This is a genomic window from Saccharopolyspora sp. CA-218241 (assembly GCF_050954615.1).
In the GTDB taxonomy this organism is placed as follows: domain Bacteria; phylum Actinomycetota; class Actinomycetes; order Mycobacteriales; family Pseudonocardiaceae; genus Saccharopolyspora; species Saccharopolyspora cebuensis.
The window spans coordinates 1,045,931-1,068,481 of sequence record NZ_CP191860.1 but is presented as its reverse complement, the minus strand read 5'-3'; the positions used below and the strand labels follow the sequence as shown (position 1 = coordinate 1,068,481).

Sequence of the window (22,551 nt, the reverse complement as noted above, 5' to 3'; positions counted from 1 at the left end):
ACAGCGTTTCCGTGGAATCTCCGATGCCGTCGCGAGCCGCGCGGCCGGACCCGAACTCGAACAGGGTTTCCGTTGATACCGACCGGTTTTCCGCCCGACCGGCGATGACCTCGTCCTGGACGTTAGACCTGGCCCACCCCCTCCGCAAGCGGTTCAGAACAGCACTCGAGCACCGAGCGAGGAATCGATCGTCAGGCGCAGCGCCTCGGCCATCGACACCGAATTCCGGAATCCGAGCGCGCGCAGTTTCGCGTCATCGCAGTGCTGCCGCCGCAGGGCGCGGGGCATTCCCCTTTCGGCGACGATCTCGTACCCGTTCCGGCGAATCGCCGCCGCGCGACCCGGGTCGTGCGGGGCGCAGGCCGCCGCGGCCCGCTCGATCAGCTCCGCCACCAGTTCGAGCGTCGTGCGGTGCGCCGCGGGGCACATGTTGAAGACCTCGCCGCAGGCCCTCGGGTCGGCGGCGACGGTCCGCAGCGCGCGGACCACGTCGGTCACGTAGACGTAGTCCCGGCCGTGGGACATCGAGCCCGCGTAGATCACCGGCGGGAGCGGTCCGCCCGGGTCGAAGAGGCGGCTCAGCGTCCGCGGCACGATCCGCGAGCCGGTGTTGCGGTCGCCCGGGCCGACGACGTTGCACAACCGCAGCGTCGAGACCGGCAGCCCGAACTCGGAACCGTAGAGCCGGACCAGGGTGTCCGCCGACATCTTGCCGACGTCGTAGACGCCCCGCGCGTCCAGCGCCGAGCCCTCCACGTAGGCGTCGCCGACCAGCTCGCCGTAGACCTTGTCGGTCGAGGTCAGCACGAACCGGGACAGGGCGGTGCAGGCGGTGCGGGCGGCTTCGAGCACGTTGAGCGTCCCGCCGACGTTGCACGTCAGGGAGCCGTGCGGGTCGCCGAACGCCGAGTCGATGGTCGACGAGGCCGCCAGGTGGAACACGACCTGCGGGTCCACCTCCTTGACGACCTCAAGGCAGTCGTCGAAGCGGGTGATGTCCACCCGCACCGACTCCACGGCCGGGTCCGCCCCGGCCGCCCGGTCGACGACGACGACCCGGTGGCCCCGGCGCGCCAGATCGCCCGCCAAGTGGGCGCCGATGAATCCGCATCCGCCGGTGACCAGCACCGGCCGGACGCCGTCCGTGCACTCCATGTCGGGTGTCCCCCTAGGTCCGGGTGCCGGGTCCTGGTGCCGGTTCCGCGGCCGGCTCGGCTATCGGGCCTGATCGACCGGGCACCCGTCCCGGTCGAGGCCGTCGACCTGCTCGCCGAACTCCGCCCAGAACCGCGCGTTGTGCCGGGCCAGCGCGGCGATCGTGCTCAGGCAGTGCGCCGGGAGGCCGACGACCGGCGGCGCGGCGGCGCCGTCCGGGACCAGGTGCGAGTCGAGCCAGCGGAGCAGCGCGCGGCCCGCTTCGCTGAACCGCAGCGACGGGTCGCGCCGGAGGGTGCGCATGATCGCGGCCGGGTCCTGCTCCGGCTCGCCGGGGAGCGGATTCCGGGACCGCGCCGCCCGGTGGTCCGGCCCGCCGTCCCGGCGCGCCGGCGCCGGGTCCTGCCCCGCGCTGATCCGGTTGCGCACGTCGAGCACCGTCGACGGTGCGATGCCGACGGTCCGCGCGATGTCGCGCAGCGACCTGCCCGGGTCGGCGCGCATGAGCTCCCCCGCCAGGCGCCGCCCTTCGGAGCTGTCGAGCGGGCGCAGCCTGCCGTCCCGGCCCATCCGGGCGTTCGACCGCGCGTCCGCCACACTCGAACGCCGGCGCAACGCCCCGACCGTGGTGGCGGCCAGTCCGCTGACCAGCGCGATCCACCGGTCGGACCGGTCGGGGTGGGTGCGGATGATGCGGGCGGCGGCCGCCTTGCGGTCGGCCAGCGACAGCGGCAGCCCGTTGGCCGTGTTCGCCTCGACGGCGAGCACGAAGGCGTCGTCGGAGTCGCCGTCGAAGAACCGCGCCTCGATGTGCCCGCCCGCGCCCAGTTCGGCCGCGCGCAGCCGGTGCGCGCCGTCGATCACCCGCATCGTCGGGCGGTGCACGATGATCGGCGGCAGCGGGAATTCCAGCTTCGCCAGCGCCCGGACGTGCTCGTCGCTGACACCACCCGTCCGGGGGGAATCACCGAGCCGCAACCGGTCCACCGGCACGACTTCCACGGCGGCGGCGCCCGCCTGGTAGGAGCGCCACGGCGAAGGCACGTCGGATTCGTCGTCGGGGCCGTCGGGAATGCGCGCGGATTCCCCGCAGCTCTGACGATCCATCGGAGCACCCTTCCGGACGTGGTGGCAGGGACCACGATCAGTGTCACCGGGCGAGCGCATATGAAGCCGCACACGTCCCGCGTACAGTCGGGAAAAACGCATGTGCTGGGGGAGGCACGATGGACCTGCGCCGGGGAGGTTCGTGCGGTCATGCGGTGGAATTCCGGTTGCTGGGGCCGGTGGCCGTCCACCTGCGCGGGCAGCCGCGACCGCTGGGCGGACCGAGGCAGCGCGCGGTGCTGGCGGCCCTGCTGCTGCACGCCAACGAGGAGGTGCGCACCCAGCAGCTGCTCGAACTCGTCTGGTCCGACCTGCCCAGCTCCGCCGAGTCGAACCTGCGGACCTACCTGGCCCGGTTGCGCCGGATCCTGCGCATCCCCGGGGAACCCGAGTCCCGGCTGCGCACGCTGCGGGGCGGGCACCTGGTGACCGTGCTGCCGGGCGAGCTCGACGTGGCGGCGTTCACCTCGCTCGCCGACCGCGGGGAGCAGGCCCCGGACCGCTCCGCCGCCTGCCGCCACTTCGCACGCGCGCTGGAGGTCTGGCGCGGCCGGGCGCTGGAGGACGTGTCGCCGGGCCCGCTGCTGGCCGCCGAAGTGGCCCGCCTGGAGGCGCACCGGGAACGGATCCGCGAGCAGTACCTGCAGGCCCGGCTCGCCCTCGGCCAGCACGCCGAACTGCTGCCCGAGCTGCACGCGCTGCTGCTGCGCAACCCGCTGTGGGAACGCCTGGCCGGGCTGCTGATGCTGGCCCTGCACCGCTCCGGGCAGCGCACCGAGGCGCTCGCCGTGTTCCGCCGGACCCGTTCCCGGCTGATCGACGAACTCGGCGTCGAGCCCGGCACCGAGCTGCGCGAGCTGCACCAGCGGCTGCTGGCCGGGGACGATCCGGTGGTCCCGGCCGTCCCGGTACCCCGGCCGACCGCGGACGCGCGATCGCCCGCGGCGCTGGCCCGCATCACCGGGACGGCCGGGCTGCGCGGGATCGGCCTGCGCCCGCCGAGCGGGCTGCCCCCGGCTTCGCGCCCCGCGCCGGAGCGCGCCGCGGGGCCACCCGCCCAACTGCCGGTCGACGTGCCCGTCTTCTGCGGACGGGCCGCCGAGATCGCCGCGCTCCTCGACGGCGTGCCCCCGGCCGGCGGATCAGCCCCGGACCGCAGGCCGATCATCGCGGTCGACGGCATGGCCGGGGTCGGCAAGACCACCCTCGTCGTGCACGCCGCGCACCGGCTCGCCCCGGACTACCCGGACGGGCAGCTCTTCCTCGACCTGCACGGGCACACCCACGGGGTCGAGCCGCTCGACCCGCACGAGGCCCTGGACCGGATGCTGCGGGCCCTGGGCGTGCCGAGCCGCGACATCCCCGCGGCCACCGAGGACCGCGCCGGCCTGCACCGCTCGCTGCTGGCCCACCGCAGGATGCTGGTCGTGCTGGACAACGCGCACAGCGAGGCGCAGGTCCGGCCGCTGCTGCCGGGGGCGGGCCGCAGCCGGACGCTGATCACCAGCCGCCGCCGCCTCACCGGGCTGCACCAGGCGCACCCGCTGTCCCTGGACGTCCTGCCACCGCACCAGGCGGTCGACGTGTTCCGCCGGATCAGCTCCCCGCGCCCGCTGCCGGAGGGCGCGGAGGCGCTGCTCGGCGAGGTCGTGGAGCTGTGCGGCAGGTTGCCGCTGGCGCTCCGGATCGCCGCGGTCCGGTTCCGCGACCGCCCTTCCTGGCGGCTCGCGCACCTGCACGAGCGGCTCAGCGACCAGCAGCGGCGGCTGACCGAGCTCGACGCGGGCGAGCACGGCGTGGCCGCGACGTTCGCCCTGTCCCTCGCCGAGCTGGAACCGGACAAGCGGTGGCTGCTCGTCTTCCTCGGCCTGCACCCCGGCACCACCGTCGAGGTCGGCGCCGCCGCCGCGCTGGCCGGGCTGAGCGTCCCGGTGGCCGACCGGCTGCTGGAGGAGCTGGTCGACGCACACCTGCTCCGCCAGACCGCGCCCGGCCGCTACGAGCTGCACAACCTGATGCGCGCCTTCATCTCCGGACTGGCGCACGACGCCGACCCCGCCGAGGTCCGCGCCGCCGTGCGCCGCCTGCTCGACCACCACCTGCACACCGCCGAGGCGGTGGACCACCTGATCCAGCCGGCCAGGCCGCGCGAGGCGCTCGCCCCGCCGGACCCGGTCGTGGAGCCGCGCGGCTTCACCTCCCTCACCGAGGCGCTGGCCTGGTGCGACCGCCACCGCTCCGACTTCGTCGGCCTCGCCCGCCTCGCCGCGGAGCACGGTCTGCTGACCCACGCCTGGCAGTTGCCGACCCGGTTGGAGGGCTACTTCGACCTGCGCCAGCACTGGGCCGAGGGCATCGCCGCCTACGAGGTCGGGCTGGCGGCGGCGCGGCGCCTCGGCGACCGGCCGGCGGAGAGCGAGCTGCTGATGGGGCTGGCCTTCGGCTGGACCCAGCTCCGGGAGGACTCCCGGGCGATCTCCTGCTACACCTCGGCGATCTCGGTGTCCCGGGAGATCGGCAACGGCTACGCCGAGGGCGTCTCGGCGATCGGGCTCGCCGAGGTCCACCGCAGCCTCGGCCGGTTCGGCGAAGCGGTGCGGTTCCACCGGCAGGCCCTGGCGGTGTACCGGCGCCTCGACGACACCTACGCCACCTGCGTCAGCCTCGACTACCTCGGCAGCACCTACCGCGACCAGGGCCGGCTCGACGAGGCGCTGGAGTGCTACCGGCTGGCCTACGAGGACAGCGAGCGGATCGGCAACCGCTACAGCGCGGGCCGCCACCTGATCAACCTCAGCCAGACGCACCAGGCGCTCGGCCAGCACGGACGGGCGTCCTGGACCGGGGAGCGGGCGCTCGCCCTGTGCGGGAAGGTCGGCGACCGGGACGGCGAAGCCTGCGCCCTGACCACCTTGGGACTGGTGCAGGCCGAGCTCGGCGAGACCGACCGCGCCCGGGGCCACCTGGCGGCGGCCCGCCGCGTCCTGGACGAGCTCGGCGACGAGCGGGCCGCCGACGTGCGGACCTACCTCGACGAGCTGCCCGGCGAACCGGCGTCCGAAGTGGACCCCTGCCTCCGCCGGTGACGCCCCGGAGGTCCCGGGCGGGGCGTCACATCAGGCTGCGCGGGGCGAGCCGGACCGGCGGGCGCTGGTCCTCGTCGAGCTGGAGGAACCAGATCATCGGCGCGTACTGGTCGAACACGTTGGCGGGCACGCTCAGCGCGTCGGCGAGCTCACCGCTCTCCTCGGGGGCGACGTAGAAGGCGTTGCACCCGTCGAACAGGGTGCGCCGGTAGCCGAGCCGCGCGAGGTCGTCGAAGTCGGCCGCCGCGGTCCCGTGCAGCGGGACGGTGGCGTCCACCACCACGACGCGGGGTCGCCAGACGTCGAAGGACAGGCCGGCGAGCACGTCGGCCTCGGCGCCCTCCACGTCGATCTTGAGCACGTCGATGGGCGTCGGGGCACCGACGGCGCGCAGGATGGCGTCCAGCGTGGTGACCTCCGCGGTGCGCGGGACGACCGCCCTGCCCTCGGCCGCGTACCGGCCCGCCAGCTCGGCGTTGGCGGTGGACAACCAGCCGTCGTCGACGTCGAAGAACTCGGCGGTGCCTTCCTCGGCGCCGACCACCGACCGCAGCACGTGATCGCCCGGGTAGGCCGCTTCGAGGCGGTCGGCGAAGTGCTCGTCGGGTTCGATGTGCACCCCGGTCCACCCCAGGTGCTCCGACAGGTTCTTCACCACGTTGGCCAGGACCGGGTCCGCGGCCCCGACGTCCACGAAGTACCCGGGCGCGGTGCCGGCGAACGCGCGCATCAGCACGACGTCCTCGTGGCTGGTCGCGAAGGAAACGAGCTGCCAATAGACGGAATCATCCGAATTCTGGGCGACCATGATGCCGAGAATAGGGATGCGGTTCGAGGCCGTCAACGATCCGCAATTCCGGAACGCACCACACCTGGAAATCCGCAATTACCCGAAGCGGAATCGGAATGCGGCATTCGCATGGCGATGCCGACCGAACGGCCGAACCCGCCTCCGGCGGCGATCACCGAACGCGGTCGGCCCGCACCCGCCGACCCGACGTACCAGCACGTCAGCGGCTCGACGTTCCCGCGGCAGGGGCGGCCTGGGCTCCCGGCGCGGGAAAAGGCCGCCGAGCCGATGACCGGAATGCCGCGGGATCACCGCTTTCGCGCCCTTTTCACCGATCCGGCGCGGGGAATTGCGGGCGCACCGCTTTTCCCCCACCGTTCCCGCGTTCCGCCACCGCTCAGCGGGGGAACACGCCGATGCCGTTGGCGACCGGGCGGGGCTTGCCGTCCGAGGGCACGTTGCGCACCGTGGCCGCGTCCTCGCCGGGCCCGCGCAGCGCGAACGTCGACGAGCCGCCGCCGTCGAGGTTGACCGCGTCGTCGGCGCCGAACGAGCGCAGCAGGTCGGCGAGCTCGGCGACGGTCATCCCGGCGCTGACCGCGGAGCGCCCGTCCACCACGACGAGGTAGGCGAACCGGCCGTCGGCGCTGGCCCCGGCGGCCGTGCGGGGCGCGAGCTCGCCCGCGTCGAGCCCGGCCAGCGGCGCCCCGTCGCGCAGGATCGGGAAACCGCCCACCGCGAACCGGAACGGCGGGGCGTCCTCGGCGACCAGCCGGGGCCGCACGCGCACCCGGTCGCCCGGGTCGAGGGACTCCAGCTCGGCGGCGCCGTCCTCCCGGCCCACCAGCACGGTGGTGCCGCGCGGGATCGCCCCGGCACCGGGTTCCTCGTGCTCGGCGACCACGACCCCGTCCCGCACGACGACCTCCTCGGTCTCCGCGCTGCACGGCGCGGTCCGGCTGGTGTCGGTGCCGCAGGTCGAGCGCACCCGCGACATGGGGCCCCACTCGCTGGTGAACACGCCGATGCCGTCCTCCGCCACCGCGTACTGGTTCAGGCCCTCCAGGTCGAACGTGCCCTCGCTGGTCCGCGCGTACCCGGTGAGGTCGAGGTCGGCGACCCGCGCCTGGCGGTCCACGCCGACGCCGAACACGTCCCAGGTGGAGGTGCCCGCCGGCAGCCCGGGCCCGAACCGCTGGCCCGCGGGCACCGCGCCCTTCCGGTCGCGCCCGGCGGCGATCTCCGGCCCGACCGAGGAGCCGGTCGGCTCGACGCCCTCGTGCACCGAGCTGATGTTGAAGAAGTCGCCGTTGAACCCGGCGACCGCACCCCGCGCGTTGGCCATGTCCGGCACCTCGTCGCGAGCGGCGATCGAGCCCGGGTGGAGCAGCCCGAGGCGCGCCCGGTGCAGGTCGACGGTGAGCAGGTGGCCGTTGACCGCGCCGTGCCCGGTGGTCACGGTGAACGGCCGGTGGTCGATCCCCGGGGCGACCCGCCCGCTCGCCGACGCCGTCGGCGGCACCAGGAGCCCGAGCACGACCGCGACGGCGAACGCGGCGGACCGGCGCGGAGGGCGCATCGAAGTCATGGCGAGAAAGCTGCCACCGACCGGTGCCGCCGAGCCGAGCGCCACGCGGCCGGCCCCTGAATCCCCGGTGAACGGCGGTGCCGAGGTCAGCCGCCCACCCGCTCCGCCCCGCGCTACGCTCGCGCACGTCGGGCGGCTATCGTGCGCTTCTCCGCCGACGGAAGGGACGAGGACGGTGACGGTGCGGGTGCTGGCGCGGACCCTCCGCGGGCTGGAGGACGTCGCCGCCGAGGAGCTGACCGGGCGCGACCTCGGCCGGGTCGAGCGCACCCGCCATCGCGAGGTGTGGTTCACCGCGGACCGCCCCGACCCCCGCCTGCTGGACCTGCGCACCGTCGACGACCTGTTCCTGCTCGCCGACGTCGTCGACGACGTCGGGCACACGAAGCGGGAACTGGCCCGGTTGGCCGAGGCCGCCCGGACCGGCGAGCCGGGCGAGCTGCTGCGGACCCGGGCCCGCTGCGGCGGCGTCGGCACCGCGACGGCCGTGGACGTCGCCGCGTCCTTCCTCGGCAAGCGCAACTACAACCGCTACGACATCGAGGACGCCGTCGGCACCGAGATCGCCGACGCCCTCGGGCTGCCGTACCACTCCCGGCGGGGCGGCAGCGCTCCGCCCGAGGGGTCCCTGTCGTTCCGGGTCACGATCGAGGGCACCCAGGCGGCGCTGGCCCTGCGCATCGGTGACCGGCCGCTGCACCGCAGGCCCTACAAGCAGGCCTCGACCCCGGGCACCCTGCACCCGCCGCTGGCCGCCGCCATGGCCCTGCTGGCCGGCACCGGTCCGACCGACACCGTGCTCGACCCGTGCTGCGGCACCGGCACCCTCCTCATCGAGGCCGCCGACCTGGGCCTGGGGGCGCGGCTGCTCGGCGCCGACCACGACCCGCGCGCCCTGGCCGCGGCCACGGCGAACGCCGCCACCACCGGCACCGCGGCGACCTGGCTGCGGTCCGACGCGGGCAGGCTGCCCGTCGCCACCGGCCGGATCGACCGGATCGTGAGCAACCCGCCCTGGGACCGCCAGGTCGCCGCGCACGGCTCGCTGGCCGCGCGCCCGGACCGCTTCCACCGGGAGATCCGGCGGGTGCTGTCCGGTTCGGGGCGCGCGGTGCTGCTGCTGCACGAGGCGGAGGCGCAGCGCGCCGCGGCGGAGGCCGCCGGGCTGCGGGTCCGCGAGGTCCGCCCGGTGAGCCTGTTCGGCACGCACCCCTCGGTGGTCACGCTCACCGGCTGAGGCTCAGGACCCGGCCGGGGCGAGGACGACGTCGAAGCGGCAGCGGGCCCACGTCCGGTCGCCGAGCTCGCGCCCGTCGGGGGTCGGCGTCCCGGGGTCCTGCTGCTCGAACCGCTTGACCAACGAGTCCTTGACGCCGAAGACGCAGTCGCCGATCGCGAGCTGCGGGTCGCCCTCGACGAAGATGTGCGTGACGAGCGTGCGCCGGCCCGCCGCGGTGACCATGAAGTGCAGGTGCGCCGCACGCACCGGCGAGCGGCCGGCGGCGTCGAGCATCCTGCCGACCGGGCCGTCGTGCGGGATGGGGTAGGGCACCGGCGTCAGGCCCCAGAACCGGTACCGGCCGTCGGCGTCGGAGTGCAGGTGGGCGCGACCGGCGACGCGGCCGTCGGAGTGCTGGACGTCGTAGAAGCCGTCCTCGTCGCACTCCCACACCTCGATGCGCGCGCCGGGCACGGGAGCGCCCTCGGTGTCGATGACGGTGCCCTCGACCCAGCACGGCTGACCGGGCGCGCTGCCCGCGAGATCACCGCCGAGGGGGATCTCCGGGGAGTCCTCGACGAAGAACGGCCCGAAGACGGTGGCCTCGGTGGCACCGGCGTAGGACCGGTTGTTCACGGCGATGGTCTGCATGGAGGCGCCGAGCACGTCGGACAGCAGCACGAACTCCTGCCGCTCGTCGTCGGTGATGTCGCCGACGGCGGTGAGGAACTCGATCGCGGTGTTCCACTCCCGCTCGGTCAGGCGCACGTCGCGGATGAACGCGTGCAGGTGCCGCGTCAGCGACCGCATCACCTGCTTCAGCCGCGGATCGGGGGTGCCGTCGAAGGACGCCAGGACGTCCTCGACGACGCGGTCCTCGACGGCGGCCTGCTCGGCCGGGACCGGCGTGGGCTCGTGGTTCTCGGTCATGGCGGGGCTACCTCTCACCGGGCGGGGCTCCCGCGTGCGCGACGCGCGGGAGCGGTTCCAGGTCGGCGCGTGGCCTTCGAAGACCACGGTAAGGATCAGCTCGGCCGTTCCGGGAGTCGCGTCCGCGCCGAACGCGGCGGCGCCAGGGGTTGGTGTGGTCGAGAACCGGCTCCTGGCGCCGGTGCTGTCATCGGCCGACCGGTGGTCCCGGTGGCGGACCCGGGCCGCGGCGGCTGGTCATCGCTCGGTGTCGGGGCCGGGCCGGTGGCCCTGGTGCTGGACGTCCGCGGTGGCGAGGAGGTCCATGGCGCGCCGGGACGGGGATCCGGCTTCGGTGGTGTAGAGGAACAGGCTCGTACCGGGGTCGCCGGGCAGGGCCAGGGTTTCGTACTCGACGGTCAGCTCCCCGACGAGCGGGTGGCGCAGGCGCTTCGAGCCGTAGGTGCGCTGGTGGACCCGGTGCTGTTCCCACCACAGGTCGAATTCGCGGCTGCGCTCGCGGAGTTCGGCGACGAGCTCGGCGGTCGTGCGGTCGTCGGGGTCGCGGCCGGCTTCGAACCGCAGGCTTTCGACGGCGGCCCTGGCCTGGTCCGGCCAGTCCACGAACAGCGACCGGGCGTCCTCGTCGAGGAACATCCAGCGGGCGTAGTTGCGCCGCGTCGCGGGCATCCGGTCGAAGTCGGTGAACAGCGCCCCGGCCATCCGGTTGGCGGCCAGGACGTCGGTGCGGCGGCCCAAGAGGAGCGCGGGCTCCCCGTCGAGGGAGTCGAGCAGCTGGCGGAGCCCGGGACGCACCCGTTGGACGCCTCGGTCCCGTCGACGAGCGGGGGCCGCGGTCAGCCCGAACAGGTCTTCGAGGTGCGCGCGCCCCGCGGCGTCGAGCGCCAGCGCCCGGCCGATCGCCGCCACGACGGCCGCGGAGGGCACGATGCGTCGTCCCTGCTCGAGCCGGGCGTAGTAGTCGGTCGACACCCCGGCCAGCCGGGCGACTTCCTCGCGGCGCAGTCCGGGCACGCGGCGCACCCGCCCGTCGGGCGGTAGCCCCGCCCGGGACGGGTCGACCTGGGCGCGGTTGCGCCGCAGGAAGTCGGCGAGTTCGCGATTGGCAGCGACCACGGAACCCATCGTCCCCGAAGCGGCTCGTCGGCGATCGGCCCGGTGCGTCCTAGGACGCCGAGTCCTAGGTTGCCCCGTCCTAGCTCGTGCAGGGCACGGGATGGGCCCCCGATCCCGGTCGCGCCGCGCCACGCTGGAGGCATACCGGCGCCGGAACGCACATCGATCCCACCACCAGCGAAGGATGGACATTCGTGAGCAAGGTTCTGATCGTCATGTCCGCTGCCAGCACCTGGGAGCGCACCGACGGTTCGTCGTACCCGACCGGCTACTGGGCCGAGGAGCTCGCCGCGCCGCACGAGACGTTCGTCCAGGCGGGCTACGCGGTCGACTTCGCCTCCCCGGGTGGGGTGCTGCAACCGCTCGACCAGCACAGCGCCGATCCGGAGGTCGCCGGGGCGGACTGCGCCCGCTACGTCGAGCACGCCGCGAAGGCCCTGCGGGAGTTCGGACCGCTGCTCGATCTCGGTGCGGTCGACGGCGGCGACTACGTCGCGGTGGTCCTGCCGGGCGGGCACGGGCCGGTGGTCGACCTCCACCAGGACCCCGATCTCGGCAGGCTGCTCACCGCGGCCGATGCCGCCGGGAAGCCCATCGGAGCCGTCTGCCACGGACCCGCGGGGCTGCTGTCCGCCGTGGACGCGGAAGGCGGGTGGTTGTTCGCCGGGCGGGAGATGGCCGCGTTCACCGACGAGGAGGAGCAGCTCTTCGGCACGGCGGAAGGCGCCCCGTGGCTGCTCGCCAGCAGGCTGCGCGAGCGGGGCGCGAAGCACTCCAGCGGCCCGGCCTACGCAGCGTTCACCGTCCAGGACGGGAACCTGTTCACCGGCCAGAACCCGGCTTCGAGCGCCCCGATGGCCGAGGCCGTGGTCGCCGCTCTCGCCTAACGGCGAACCCGTCCGCCGCGGACCGCGCGAGTCGCGCACCGACGGGGGACCCGCTGACCTGGAGCCCCAGGTCAGCGGGTCCTTCGGCCGGTGGCGGCGCGTACCACCGGCGCCTGCCGCGGCTCAGGCGGTCACGACGCCCAGCGGGACTCCGCCCATTCGCGGGCCAGCATGGCGTAGTGCAGCTCGCCGCCCCACTCGCCCTTGAAGATCTCCGACTCGACGAAGTGCGCCTCCTTGCGCAGGCCGAGGCGCTCCATCAGCCGCGCGGAACCGGTGTTGCGCGGGTCGCAGCGCCCGATGATGCGGTGCAGGCCGAGCTGTTCGAAACCGAGCCGCAGCATCTCCACCGAGGCTTCCGAGGCGTAACCGCTGCCGTGGTGGTCGGAGTGCAGCACGTAGCCGAACTCGCCCTGCTTGTTCTGCTCGCTGAGCCAGATCAGCAGGGTGTAGCCGATGACCGTGCCGCCCTGCTCGATGGCGAGCATCAGCGTGTCGCCCTCCTTGCGCAGCGCGGTCTGCTGCACGCGCAGGGCCAGCTCCTTGGCGTTGTCCTCGCGGGTGCGCGGCTCGTTGAACAGGTAGCGGGCCACCTCGGGGATCGACTCGAACGCGAGCATGTCGTCCTCGTCGGCCTCGGTGAACGGCCGGAGCACCAGGCGCTCGGTTTTGATCGGCTGGGTGATTTCGAGCATTCATTCTCCTCTCTAGCAGCAGCGCTGCGGTGTGAACGGACGCGGTCGAGTACCGCGACGGTCGGCGAGATCTTCGAACGGCGCCAGGATGCCGTCGATGTCGTGTTCGTGGCCATCGACGAATATCCGCTCGATGCGCGCGGCATCCCGGACGTCCCGGAGCGGGTCGCCGTCGACGACGAGCAGGTCGGCGCGGGCCCCCACCCGGAGAGCGCCCAGCTCGCCTTCCGCGCCGAGGCAGCGCGCGGCGTTGGTGGTCGCGGTCTTGAGCGCGTCCACCGGGGAGAAGCCGTGCTCGACCATGGCGCGGAGGTTCTGGTGGATGCCGATGCCCAGGTCGTCCAGCGGCGCATCGGTGCCGGCGACGACGGTGCCGCCGGCTCGGTGCACCCGCAGCAGCAGGTCGACGTCGCCCGCGGTCCAGGCCCGGTTCAGCTCGTTGCCCGGCTCGCCGGCCTGGCGCACCTTCTCCAGCAGCCGCTCGTATTCCCACCACGGGAACAGCACCTCGGTCCGCCGGTCCGACACGAGGTCCGGCGAGTCCAGGAACATCTCGTTGGCGAACAGCAGCGTCGACGACACCCACATGTGCGAGTTGCTGAGCAGCGCGACGGTGTCCTCGGCGGTGCGGCCCCCCGCGGCGCTGAGGGTCCGCGAGTAGCCGAGCCGATTGCCGCCGCCGGTGTGCTCCATGCCGTTGAGACCGGTCGCCACCGCCGGGTACAGGTAGTGCGACACCACGGGGACACCGGCATCCCGCAGGGCGCGGAGGAGCGTGTGCTCCAGCGCCACCGGCAGGCGCTGGTAGGACTTCACCACGTTGTAGTCGAGCGCGATGATGCGCCGCAGTTCGCGGGCGAGCTGCTCCTCGGAGGAGACGCAGCGCATGAACCCGAAGTAGCAGCGCCCACCGTCCAGCGGCTCGCCGGAGCCCAGGTAGCGCGGGCCGACCGCGGCACCGGAGTGGATCGCCTCGCGGGTCTCCAACATCTGGTAGGCCGGGTCGCCGGGTGAGCGGCTCGTCGTGACGCCGTAGGACAGCCACAGCGGGCCTTGCCGACTGCCCCACTGGCGGCCCCGGAAGTGCCAGTGGTTGTGGGTGTCGATGAGCCCGGGGAGGACCGTCCGCGCACTGGCGTCCGTCGTGGGCCGGACATCCGGTCGGCTGTCCTCGATGCCGGTGATGACGCCGTTCTCGACGGTGATGTCCACCTGGCGCCGGTAGCCGTCGGCGTGCCCGTCCCACATCGCGCCGGCGCGGATGACCGTCCGCGGCGGCGGGGTGCGCCGCCGGCACGTGATCGGCGGGCGGTGCCTGCGTCCGCCCACGAACGCCAGCTCACCGAGGGACAGGAACACCACCTCGCCGTTCGCCGATGCGGAGACCGAGTCGGCGACGAGGTCGGAGAGCTGTTCCGGGACGCCGGAGACCCTCCCGTCCGGGGTGACGGGAACGCGGTGCACCAGGCTGTCGATGACGACCACGAGGTGTTCGCCGTCCGCCGTCCAGACCGGCCCGTCGTCGCCGCGGGTGGCGATGGACCGCTCCGGCGCGACGGGCTGGATCCGGCTCGCCGCGGTCCGGACGTCCACCACCATGATCTGGTTGTGCCCGGCGGTGTCGCGTTCCGAGGCGGCCTGGATGACGGCCATGGCGAGGTGGCGGCCGTCCGGGGACCAGGACGGCTTCCCGGGGTAGTAGCTGGCCGGGACGACTTCCCGGACCTCCCGCGTGGCGAGGTCGAGGACGGAGGTGGCCCCGGTCTCGTCCTGGAACGCGATCCGGTCGCCGCCCGGCGCAACGCTCGGCACCAGCGCCCCGTCGGGCAGGTCGGTCAGCCGCTCGTCCGCGCCGCCGCCGACGGTGTGCCGCCACAGGTTCGGCACCCCGGTCCGGTCACTGCTGTAGGCCAGCGAGCGCCCATCGGGGAACCACGACGGGTCGGAGTTGAAGTAGCCGTCGTCGACGACCTTCTCCGCCCCGCCGCCGAATCGCAGCAGCCAGAGCGCGTTCAGCGCGCGGAAGCACACCGCTGAGCCGTCCGGGGACAGCGCCGGACCGGCGATGCCCCGCACGGCCGACTCCTCGGGCAAGGAGATCGAGCTCCGGATCGGCGGCGGGCTGCCGGGCGCCGTCAGGGCCGCGCTGAACGGGATCGCCGCAGCGGACGCACTGCCGAGCCGCCGGCGTCGCAGCTCGCCGTTCGCGCCGTAGGCGAGCTCGGTCGCCGAGATCCACGCCGGAGGCAGCGGCGCGGGCTCCTCGGGAGGCGTGGTCAGGGCTGCGCCGTTGACGAACAGCGTCGCGCGGGGGCCGTCCACCAGGACGTGCGCGAGATCCCCGCCCGGCCCGTAGGACGTGCCCCGGAACCACTGCGCCTCCGGGGCGTGGTGCAGGGCCTCCCGGCGGCCGGTGGTCAGGTGCAGGACCTCGATGGTGGTCTCCCCCGCCACGTAGGCGATGCGATCGCCGCGCGGATGCCAGGTCGGGGAATGGTAGGAGCGGTCGTCGTCGGTGCCGACCAGCGGCCGTGGCCGACCGCCCGGCCGGTCGACGAGCCACACCGCGCTGGTCCCGCCCGCGTCCGACACGTACGCCACGGAGCGGCCGTCCGGGGACGCGCAGGGGTCCAGGTCGTAGCGGGGGCCTCGGGTGAGCCGCTCGACCGCGCCGGAGGTCACGTCGACGACGCGGACGTCGTAGGCGCCGTCGCGGAAGGACTGGAACGCGATCCGCTTGCCGTCGGGGAAGAACGACGGCCAGGTCGCATCCTCCACGTCGTCGGTGAGCCGTCTGGCCCGGCCCCCGGCGAGCGGGAGGACCCACAGCGCGTTGCCGACGTCGAACGCCAGCGTCCGGGTGCCCGCGTGGTAGGACACGGCCAGGTTGGTGGCGTGGTGGACGGCCGTTCCGGTCGACGCCGGCGACGCGGCGCACCCGGTGAGTGCGCTCGCGCCGCCGAGCACCACGCCACCCTTGAACAGGGTGCGTCGGGACAGGTACACCTGGTCAGGCCTCCGACCGCCGTGCCGTGACGTACCGGGCGAAGCCGTCGTGGTCGGGATGGCTGGTCACCGCGGTGAACCCGGCCGACCGCAGGATGTCGACGACCTCGTCGACCACGGCGTCGTAGTGCTCGATCGCCAGCACACCGCCGGGCTTGAGCAGCCGGGCCGCGGTCGCGGCCACCGCGCGGGTCAGGTCCAGCCCGTCCCAGCCGGAGTAGATCGCCTCCTTGGGTTGGTGGACCGCCCACTCCGGCGGGATCTGCAGGCGGTGCGGCACGTACGGCGGATTGGCGGTGACCAGGTCCACCGAACCGTCCAGGTCGTCCAGCAGCGCCGGGGACGCGGCATCCCCTTCGAGGAACTCCGCGGTACCCCTCACCCGTTCCCGCAGCCGCTCGGCGTTGTGCTTGGCGCACTGGACGGCGGTGGCGGAGACGTCCACTCCGGTGACCGACGAGCCGGGCCGCCGGGCGGCGATCGCCAGCGCGATGGCACCCGAGCCGGTGCACAGGTCGACCACTCGCGGCGGGTCCGCGGCGCAGCGCGCGAGCGCGTCCTCGACCATGGCTTCGGAGTGCACGCGCGGGATGAAAACGCCTTCGCTGACGTGGAATTCGAGGTCGAACAGGGCGGCCCGGCCGATCAGGTACTCCAGCGGCACCCGGCTGGCGCGGCGGCGCACCAGCGCCCAGAACTCCTCGGCCGCGTGACCGGCCAGCGGCGCGTCGAGGTCCAACTCCTCGGCGGTGCGGTCGGAGGCGTGCGCGGCCAGGGCGATCGCGTCCTGCTCCGGCGCCCAGACCTGCGCGCTGGTGAGAACTTCCCGCGCCCGCGCCACCTGCTCGCGCCCGGTCGAGGTCCCCGCCTGCTCGGGGCGGCCGAACTTGGCGCGGCAGTTGTCGTAGTAGGTCCGCATCCAGTCGACCATGTGCGGGTGCAGACGGGACGAGGCGAGCAGTTCCGGCGGTGGGGTGAACTCGGCGTCGATCTCGTCGGCCCAGCGCGTGTAGATCGGCTTGAGGTCGGCGGCGAGGTACTCCTGCCAGTCGGTCGGGATGTTCCAGTGGTGCTCGTACCCGGTCGCCAGCATGTGCTCGACGGTCGTGCCGATGACCGCCTCCCGGGACGCGCCCGCCAGCGGCGCGCGTTCCGGGGTGAACGGGTCCAGCTCCAGCTCGGGCCGCTGACCGTCCAGCCGGCGGGCGAACTCCTGCGCCAGCAGCGGTGACAGGAACAGCCCGTCGCGGTAGGTGCCGGTCATCATCCACAGCCCGTTGACCGCGGTCTCGCCCAGCAGCGGGAAACCGTCCAGCGAGACCGGCCGGTTGCCGACGTTGGTCTGCACGATGCTGCTGGACCAGAGGTTCCGGCGGATCTGCCGGTGCGCGCAGCCGAGCAGGAACTCCAGGTCGCGCAGCACCGGATCGGCCAGCGGGAACGGGTTGATGATGTTGGTCGCGCCGACGTACACCCGGGCCATGCCGCGCGGCACGACGTGCAGACCGCAGGCGAAGGCGCGGTTGGGGGTGCGGATCACCGATTCCGGCTGCGTGCCGTCCTGCGTGGTCATGATGGCCGACACGCCGTAACCGGCGACCAGGCGGGGGATGCAGTCCCCGAGCCCGGGCACCGAGTCGATCAGCTCCTGCGAGCCGACCCCGCCGGCCAGCACGACCTTCCGGGCGGTCAGCTGCTCGCCGTCGTCCAGGACCACACCGCGGATCTCCCCCGCTTCGGTGATCAGCGAGGTCGCCCGGGCGTCCACCACGTGCGCACCGCGATCGGACGCGGTGCGCTCCAGGCGTCGCAGCAGCCGCCCGGAGTCCACCGCGTGCTCACCCGGGATGTGCAGGGCTTCGAGCGGGCGGGAGTTCGGGTCCGGGTCGAGCCAGCCGATGTCGTCCGGCTCGACCTTCTCGTACGGCTCGGCGTGCTTGTCGAGCATCGCGCGGATGGCGGCGAAGTTGCCCGAGTCGATCGGCCCGGTGCCGACCGAGTTGAGCAGCACGGTGGTGCCCGTCGCGCTGAGGATCTCGCGGCCGTCGGAGGTTCCGTCGGAGAGGGTCTCCAGCCACTCCGGCCAGACGTCCTTGGCCTTGATGTCCAGGTCGAACTTGGCCATGCCGTGGGCGTTGTCCAGCAAGGAGGTCGTGACTTCGCCGAAGCAGCCGAGCATGGCACCGGCCGCGGTGGAGGCCGCGTACGGGCGGTGGGCGGGACCGACGAGCGCGACCGACGCCTGCCGGCCGGCCAGCTCGACGGCCAGCGAGGAGCCGAGGGCACCGTTGCCCACGACGAGCACGTCGAAACCGTTCTGGGGAGGGGTCATCGGAGGTCTCCTGCGCTTCAGGCGGCGGTGAGGTGGTGGGCGATCGACTCGATCTGGGCGGGCGTGTGGTTCGCGGAGAGCGCGAAGCGCAGCAGCCCGGTGCCGCGGGCGACGACGGGGTAGAAGACGGGGAAGCAGAGGATGCCTGCCTCGTGCAGACGCACGGCGCTGTCGAACGCGGCCTCTTCGGTTTCCATCGCCAAGCCCCGGACGGGCGAGCGGACTCCCGCGTTGACCAGGTTCCGGGAGTTGTGCTCGTCGAAGAGCTCGACGTTGGCCCACAGCTGTTCCTGCAGCGTGGCCACCGTGCCGTCCAGGTGCATCCGCGCCGACTCGGCGTTGAGGGCGACGTGCGTGATCATGTTCGAGTGCCCGAACACCATCGGGTTCGCCTCCCGCCGCAGCACCGCCGCGTCGGCGGCGGAGTGCGCGGCGATGAACCCGCCGGAGCCGCCGAAGGCCTTCGACAGCGACCCGACCAGCAGGGTGTTCGGGGTGAGCCGGTCGCCCAGCGCCCCGTAGGCGTACCCGGCGCCGTGCCGCCCGCTGATCGAGATGCCGTGCGCGTCGTCGATGTAGACGTACCCGCCGTGCTCGGCGGCGGCGTCGCGCAGCGCGGCGACGTCGATCAGACCGCCCATCGACCCGATCCCGTCGACCAGGACGATGGGAGTCCGGCCGTCCGCCCGGGCCAGCGCGGTGGTGAGCGTGTCGGGGTCCTCGCTGCGGAACCGCACGACCGGCCCGATCTGCTCCAGCACACCGCGGATGGCCTGCATGGAGGCGTGCGCCGTGCGGTCGACGACGAACAGCGGCCCGTTGCCGGAAACCGGGTAGCTGGGCAGGATCCCGGAGGCGAGCAGCGGGAGCACGCCCAGGTGCACGCTGCTCACCGAGTTGAACACCACGGTGCTCATGCCCGGGTAGATCTCGCCCAGCAACTCCTCCAGCTCGTCGAGCTCGGCCGGCTGGACGCTGTTGCGCGAGGACGAGAAGTGCGTTCCGTACTTGTCGAGCGCGGTGCGCACGGCCTGGACCAGCCGGGGGTGGTCCTCCAAGCCCAGGTACGAGCACGACACGAACTCGACGCACTCGCGCCCGTCGGTCAGGCGCACCGCCTTCCCGGAGCGGCTCGTGATGGTGTGCCCGGTCAGCCCGGCCTGGACAGCCCGGTCGTACATGTCAGTGGTGGCGGCCGACCGCTGGACGATCCGGTTGGTCGGCGGCGCTTCCTTCGCGCTGGTCACCTTGCTCCTCGTGGGTAGGGCTTGCGGATCGGGTCAGTGCTCGTCGGCGGTCGACGCGGCGCTGCGGCGGGCGACGAGGGTGTCGAGCAGGTGCGCCGCGTCGCCGGAGAACCGGTCGAGGTCGTCGCCGAGCCAGCCGCGCAGCCGCGCGAACGATTCCTGGAACGCCTCGTCGTCCCCGGCGCGGACCTGCTCGTCCAGCCGGTTCAGCGAGTCCCGCAGCGCCGCCCGCGCGGCGTCCCCGGGTTCACCGGAGCGCTGGATGTCCCAATAGGTTTCCGGATTCGCGGTGAGCACCCGGGAGGCCAGGGCCAGCATCGCCCGGGCCGGTGGTGGCGCGCAGGCGATCACGTCGGCGGTCGGCAGGTCCAGCTCCGGCAGCGCGGCGGCGAAGCCGAGCAAGGCCGCGTGCGACACGGCTTGGACGGCCGTCACGCACCGGTCGTGCTGGTCCGGATCGAGCGGGTGCACCTGCGCGCCCGCCGCGCGCATCAGTTCGAGCAACCGCGTCGCGGTCGGACCGCCGCGCACGACGTACCCGGTCACCGTGTTGCCCGCCCAACCCAGCGACGGGTGGAACAGCGGGTTGACGCTCACCAGCGGTCGCGGGGCCAGGCGCCGCTCGGCTCCGGCGCGGAACCGCGCCTTGCGGGACAGGGTTTCGACCACGGTCGCCTGCTCGGCGACGCAGTCGTCGAGGACGTCGATCGCGGTCAGCGCCGCGCGTTCCGGTAGCGCGACCACCACCACTTCGGCATCGGCCAGAGCGCGCCGCGATTCGGCGGTGGGATCACCGATGTCATCCCGGATGCCGTTGCCCGACCCCGGCTGCGGGAGCTCCGAATCGATCGCGGTGACCTGCCACCCGGCCCCGGCGAGCAGTTCACCGAACAACCGGCCCACGTGGCCGTACCCGATCACGGCGGCGCGCGGATCGTGCTGGTCCGCCATCACGCCTCCTCGGTGGTGGCATCGAGCGCCGAGAGCATGGCGCGGGATTTGACCACCGTCTCGCGGTGCTCCTCTTCCGGATCCGACAGCGACACGATCGCGCCGCCCACGCCGAAGGTGCAGGAGTGCTCGCTGTTGACGATGGTGCGGATCACGATGCTCAGATCGGCGGCGCCGCTGAGCGAGATCCAGCCGATGGCGCCGGAGTAGTAGCCGCGCGCCCGCCGCTCCAGCGCATCGATGATCTCCATCGTGCGCACCTTCGGTGCGCCGGTCATCGAGCCGCCGGGGAAGGCGGCCCGAATGCAGTCCAGGGCGGTGCGCCCCGGGGCCAGCCGGCCTTCGACGGTGCTGACGAGCTGGTGGACGTGCGAGTAGGTCTCGACGTCGAACAGCTTGGGCACGTGCACGCTGCCGACCGTGCAGACCCGGTGCAGGTCGTTGCGCAGCAGATCGACGATCATCAGGTTCTCGGCGCGGTCCTTGGGATTGCCCGCCAGGTCCGCCCGGAGCTCGGCGTCGGCCTCGGGATTCCCGCCGCGGGGACGGGTGCCCTTGATCGGCTTGGCCTGCACCCGACCGTCCCGGCGCACCTCGAGGAACCGCTCGGGCGAAGCGCTGAGCACCGCCGTGCCGCCCGCGCGCAGGTACGCGCCGAACGGGACCGGGCTCTCCGACCGCAGCCGCAGGTACGCCGCCAGCGGATCCGGCAGCGGTGCGGCTTCGGCGGTATTGGTCAGGCAGATCTCGTACGACTCGCCGTCGGTGATCGCAGCCAGGCAGTCGCCGATCCGATCCAGGTAGGACTGCCGGGCGTGGTCGAACCGGAATCGCGGTGGTTCCCCCACCGACTCCGCCCGCGCCCGCTCGGGTGGAAGGCGCACGTCCCGGACCACCGCGGAGGTCCGGTCCAGCCATGCCGCGCTGTCGCGCACCGTCTCCGGCGCGCGCGGATCGAGCAGCGCGAGCAGGAAGGTCCGGCGCTCCTGGTGGTCGACGACGACCGCCCGGTCGGCGAAGACGAGCTGGGCGTCGGGCAGCGGCGACACGTGCCGGAGCCGTCCGCCCGTCTCGGCCTTCAGCTCGTAACCCAGGGCACCGACGTACCCCAGGTTGAAGCCGGCGGGCAGACCCGCCGGATGCTCGACCTGGCGATGCGCCAACTCCTCGTCGAGGTACTCGAAGAACCCCGCGCTCACCGTGGTCGGTTCCTGCCCGCGTTTCGCGATCGTCCACGTGCGATCGGCGACGGAGTAGGCCAGATGCTCGGCGAGCGGGCCGGAATCGTCGCCCATGATCGTGAACCGGCCGATGCCCGCGTCGGTGCGGGAACTGTCCAGCCAGAACGAGTTGTCCGAGGCCCCGTACAGCTCCAGGAAGAGGGCTCGGGGGTCGGGATGGGCGTCGATCTCCCGGCATTCGATCCGGTACTTCGGGCGCTGGCGCGCCACCGCGCTCGTCCCGCGCCGACCGGCGGCTTCCTCCACCATCGTGCGGAAGTTGTGCAGCAGTTCGGCGCCGAGTTCGGTGAGCACCGATTCGGGGTGGAACTGCACGCCCCACTGCGGTGCCCGCCGGCTCCGCACCGCCATGACCACGCCGTCCGGCGTCCACGCGAGCGGTTCCAGGTCCGGCGGCAGTTCGGTCACCGCCAACGAGTGGTACCGGACGGCCCGGAAGGGCGTGGGCAACCCGGCGAAGAGGTCCTGCTCCGAGTGGTGCACCTCGCTGACCCGGCCGTGCATGGGCTCCGGCGCGTGCCCGACCCGGCCTCCGTGCAGGTGCGAAACACCCTGGTGGCCGAGGCAGATGCCGAGCACCGGGAGCTGGGTCTGCTTCAGCGCCAGTGCCGAGATGCCGAGGTCGCGCTCCCGCTGCGGACGTCCGGGGCCGGGGGAGACCACGATGCAGTCGTAGTCGCCCAGGTCGATCTCCGACCAGGCCACGTCGTTGGTCACCACGTGGGGCGCGGCCCCGTTCACCCGGTGCAGCAGGTCGCTCAGGTTGTAGGTGAAGGAATCGTAGTTGTCGATCAACAACGTTCGCAGCAACAGAACGCTCCGCGGGTCTCATACGCCGGATCGACTTCTCCCGGCGAGTTCACTTGGTCGACGTGTCCCCCATCACGACATCTTCGACGCGGCAGGTCTCGGCGATGATGAGGTCGTAGAGGCGCCGCAGGAAATCCGGATCGACGCCGTGCGCCTCCCCGTATTCCGCAGCCCTTCCGTGCACCACTCCGATGCGGTGCGGCTGCATCATCGGAATGCCGTTCTCCTGCTTGTGGTGCGCCACTCGGACGCAGCACGCGATTCGTTCACGAATCGTTTCCAACAATCGGTCGTCGATGTCGTCGAGTTCCCGCCGCAACTCCGCGAGAACGCTGTCCTGGTCCCGTTTTCCCGTCATGGGCGAATTCTTTCCAGAAGTCGTGGATGGGTG

16 protein-coding genes are annotated in these 22,551 nt (G+C 73.1%); 3 read left to right on the top strand and 13 right to left on the bottom strand.

Annotation, left to right across the window (positions count from 1 at the left end):
- Positions 1 to 153: 153 nt before the first annotated feature.
- Positions 154 to 1,155: an NAD-dependent epimerase/dehydratase family protein gene (locus tag ACQP0T_RS05325; RefSeq protein ID WP_433871561.1), complete on the bottom strand. Its 1,002-nt coding sequence runs from the start codon at positions 1,153 to 1,155 to the stop codon at positions 154 to 156.
- Positions 1,156 to 1,215: 60 nt separating this feature from the next.
- A complete protein-coding gene (locus ACQP0T_RS05320; RefSeq protein ID WP_433871560.1) occupies positions 1,216 to 2,262 on the bottom strand; it encodes a streptomycin biosynthesis protein in 1,047 nt (348 codons plus the stop codon).
- A gap of 155 nt (positions 2,263 to 2,417) precedes the next feature.
- Here ACQP0T_RS05320 and ACQP0T_RS05315 point away from each other — a divergent pair, with 155 nt between their 5' ends.
- Positions 2,418 to 5,348 (top strand): AfsR/SARP family transcriptional regulator, encoded by a 2,931-nt coding sequence (locus ACQP0T_RS05315; protein WP_433871559.1) that lies wholly within the window; start codon positions 2,418 to 2,420, stop codon positions 5,346 to 5,348.
- Positions 5,349 to 5,373: 25 nt separating this feature from the next.
- Here ACQP0T_RS05315 and ACQP0T_RS05310 read toward each other — a convergent pair whose 3' ends face one another.
- Both ACQP0T_RS05310 and ACQP0T_RS05305 read right to left on the bottom strand, forming a co-directional pair.
- Complete coding sequence (locus ACQP0T_RS05310) at positions 5,374 to 6,156, bottom strand: FkbM family methyltransferase (protein ID WP_433871558.1); 783 nt, start codon at positions 6,154 to 6,156, stop codon at positions 5,374 to 5,376.
- A gap of 379 nt (positions 6,157 to 6,535) precedes the next feature.
- Positions 6,536 to 7,726, bottom strand: a complete 1,191-nt coding sequence (locus ACQP0T_RS05305; protein ID WP_433871557.1) for a phosphodiester glycosidase family protein — start codon at positions 7,724 to 7,726, stop codon at positions 6,536 to 6,538.
- Positions 7,727 to 7,901: 175 nt separating this feature from the next.
- Between ACQP0T_RS05305 and ACQP0T_RS05300 the strand changes: the two genes are divergently transcribed.
- Positions 7,902 to 8,963: a methyltransferase domain-containing protein gene (locus ACQP0T_RS05300; protein WP_433871556.1), complete on the top strand. Its 1,062-nt coding sequence runs from the start codon at positions 7,902 to 7,904 to the stop codon at positions 8,961 to 8,963.
- Between the two features lie 3 nt (positions 8,964 to 8,966).
- Here the strand turns inward: ACQP0T_RS05300 and ACQP0T_RS05295 are convergent, their stop codons facing one another.
- On the bottom strand, positions 8,967 to 9,875 hold the full coding sequence (locus tag ACQP0T_RS05295) for a dioxygenase (protein WP_433871555.1): 909 nt from the start codon (positions 9,873 to 9,875) through the stop codon (positions 8,967 to 8,969).
- 237 nt (positions 9,876 to 10,112) lie between these two features.
- A complete protein-coding gene (locus tag ACQP0T_RS05290) occupies positions 10,113 to 10,991 on the bottom strand; it encodes a helix-turn-helix transcriptional regulator (RefSeq protein ID WP_433871554.1) in 879 nt (292 codons plus the stop codon).
- A gap of 194 nt (positions 10,992 to 11,185) precedes the next feature.
- On the opposite strand from ACQP0T_RS05290, the gene ACQP0T_RS05285 reads away from it, so the two are divergent.
- Positions 11,186 to 11,878 (top strand): type 1 glutamine amidotransferase domain-containing protein, encoded by a 693-nt coding sequence (locus ACQP0T_RS05285; RefSeq protein WP_433871553.1) that lies wholly within the window; start codon positions 11,186 to 11,188, stop codon positions 11,876 to 11,878.
- Between the two features lie 131 nt (positions 11,879 to 12,009).
- On the opposite strand, the gene ACQP0T_RS05280 is transcribed toward ACQP0T_RS05285, so the two are convergent.
- From ACQP0T_RS05280 to ACQP0T_RS05250, 7 genes are read right to left on the bottom strand one after another with little or no spacing between them, the layout of a single operon-like run.
- Entirely contained in the window at positions 12,010 to 12,573 is a 564-nt protein-coding gene (locus tag ACQP0T_RS05280; protein ID WP_433871552.1) for a GNAT family N-acetyltransferase, read from the bottom strand.
- 12 nt (positions 12,574 to 12,585) lie between these two features.
- Positions 12,586 to 15,579 (bottom strand): amidohydrolase family protein, encoded by a 2,994-nt coding sequence (locus ACQP0T_RS05275; protein ID WP_433871551.1) that lies wholly within the window; start codon positions 15,577 to 15,579, stop codon positions 12,586 to 12,588.
- A gap of 4 nt (positions 15,580 to 15,583) precedes the next feature.
- Entirely contained in the window at positions 15,584 to 17,911 is a 2,328-nt protein-coding gene (prmC, locus tag ACQP0T_RS05270; protein ID WP_433871550.1) for a peptide chain release factor N(5)-glutamine methyltransferase, read from the bottom strand.
- Positions 17,912 to 17,928: 17 nt separating this feature from the next.
- Positions 17,929 to 19,158: an aminotransferase class I/II-fold pyridoxal phosphate-dependent enzyme gene (locus ACQP0T_RS05265; protein ID WP_433871549.1), complete on the bottom strand. Its 1,230-nt coding sequence runs from the start codon at positions 19,156 to 19,158 to the stop codon at positions 17,929 to 17,931.
- 33 nt (positions 19,159 to 19,191) lie between these two features.
- On the bottom strand, positions 19,192 to 20,109 hold the full coding sequence (locus tag ACQP0T_RS05260; RefSeq protein WP_433871548.1) for a prephenate dehydrogenase dimerization domain-containing protein: 918 nt from the start codon (positions 20,107 to 20,109) through the stop codon (positions 19,192 to 19,194).
- Complete coding sequence (pabB, locus tag ACQP0T_RS05255; protein WP_433871547.1) at positions 20,109 to 22,160, bottom strand: aminodeoxychorismate synthase component I; 2,052 nt, start codon at positions 22,158 to 22,160, stop codon at positions 20,109 to 20,111. The genes ACQP0T_RS05260 and pabB overlap by 1 nt, the downstream gene beginning before the upstream one ends.
- Positions 22,161 to 22,209: 49 nt before the next feature.
- A complete protein-coding gene (locus tag ACQP0T_RS05250; RefSeq protein ID WP_433871546.1) occupies positions 22,210 to 22,518 on the bottom strand; it encodes a chorismate mutase family protein in 309 nt (102 codons plus the stop codon).
- Positions 22,519 to 22,551 lie beyond the last annotated feature (33 nt).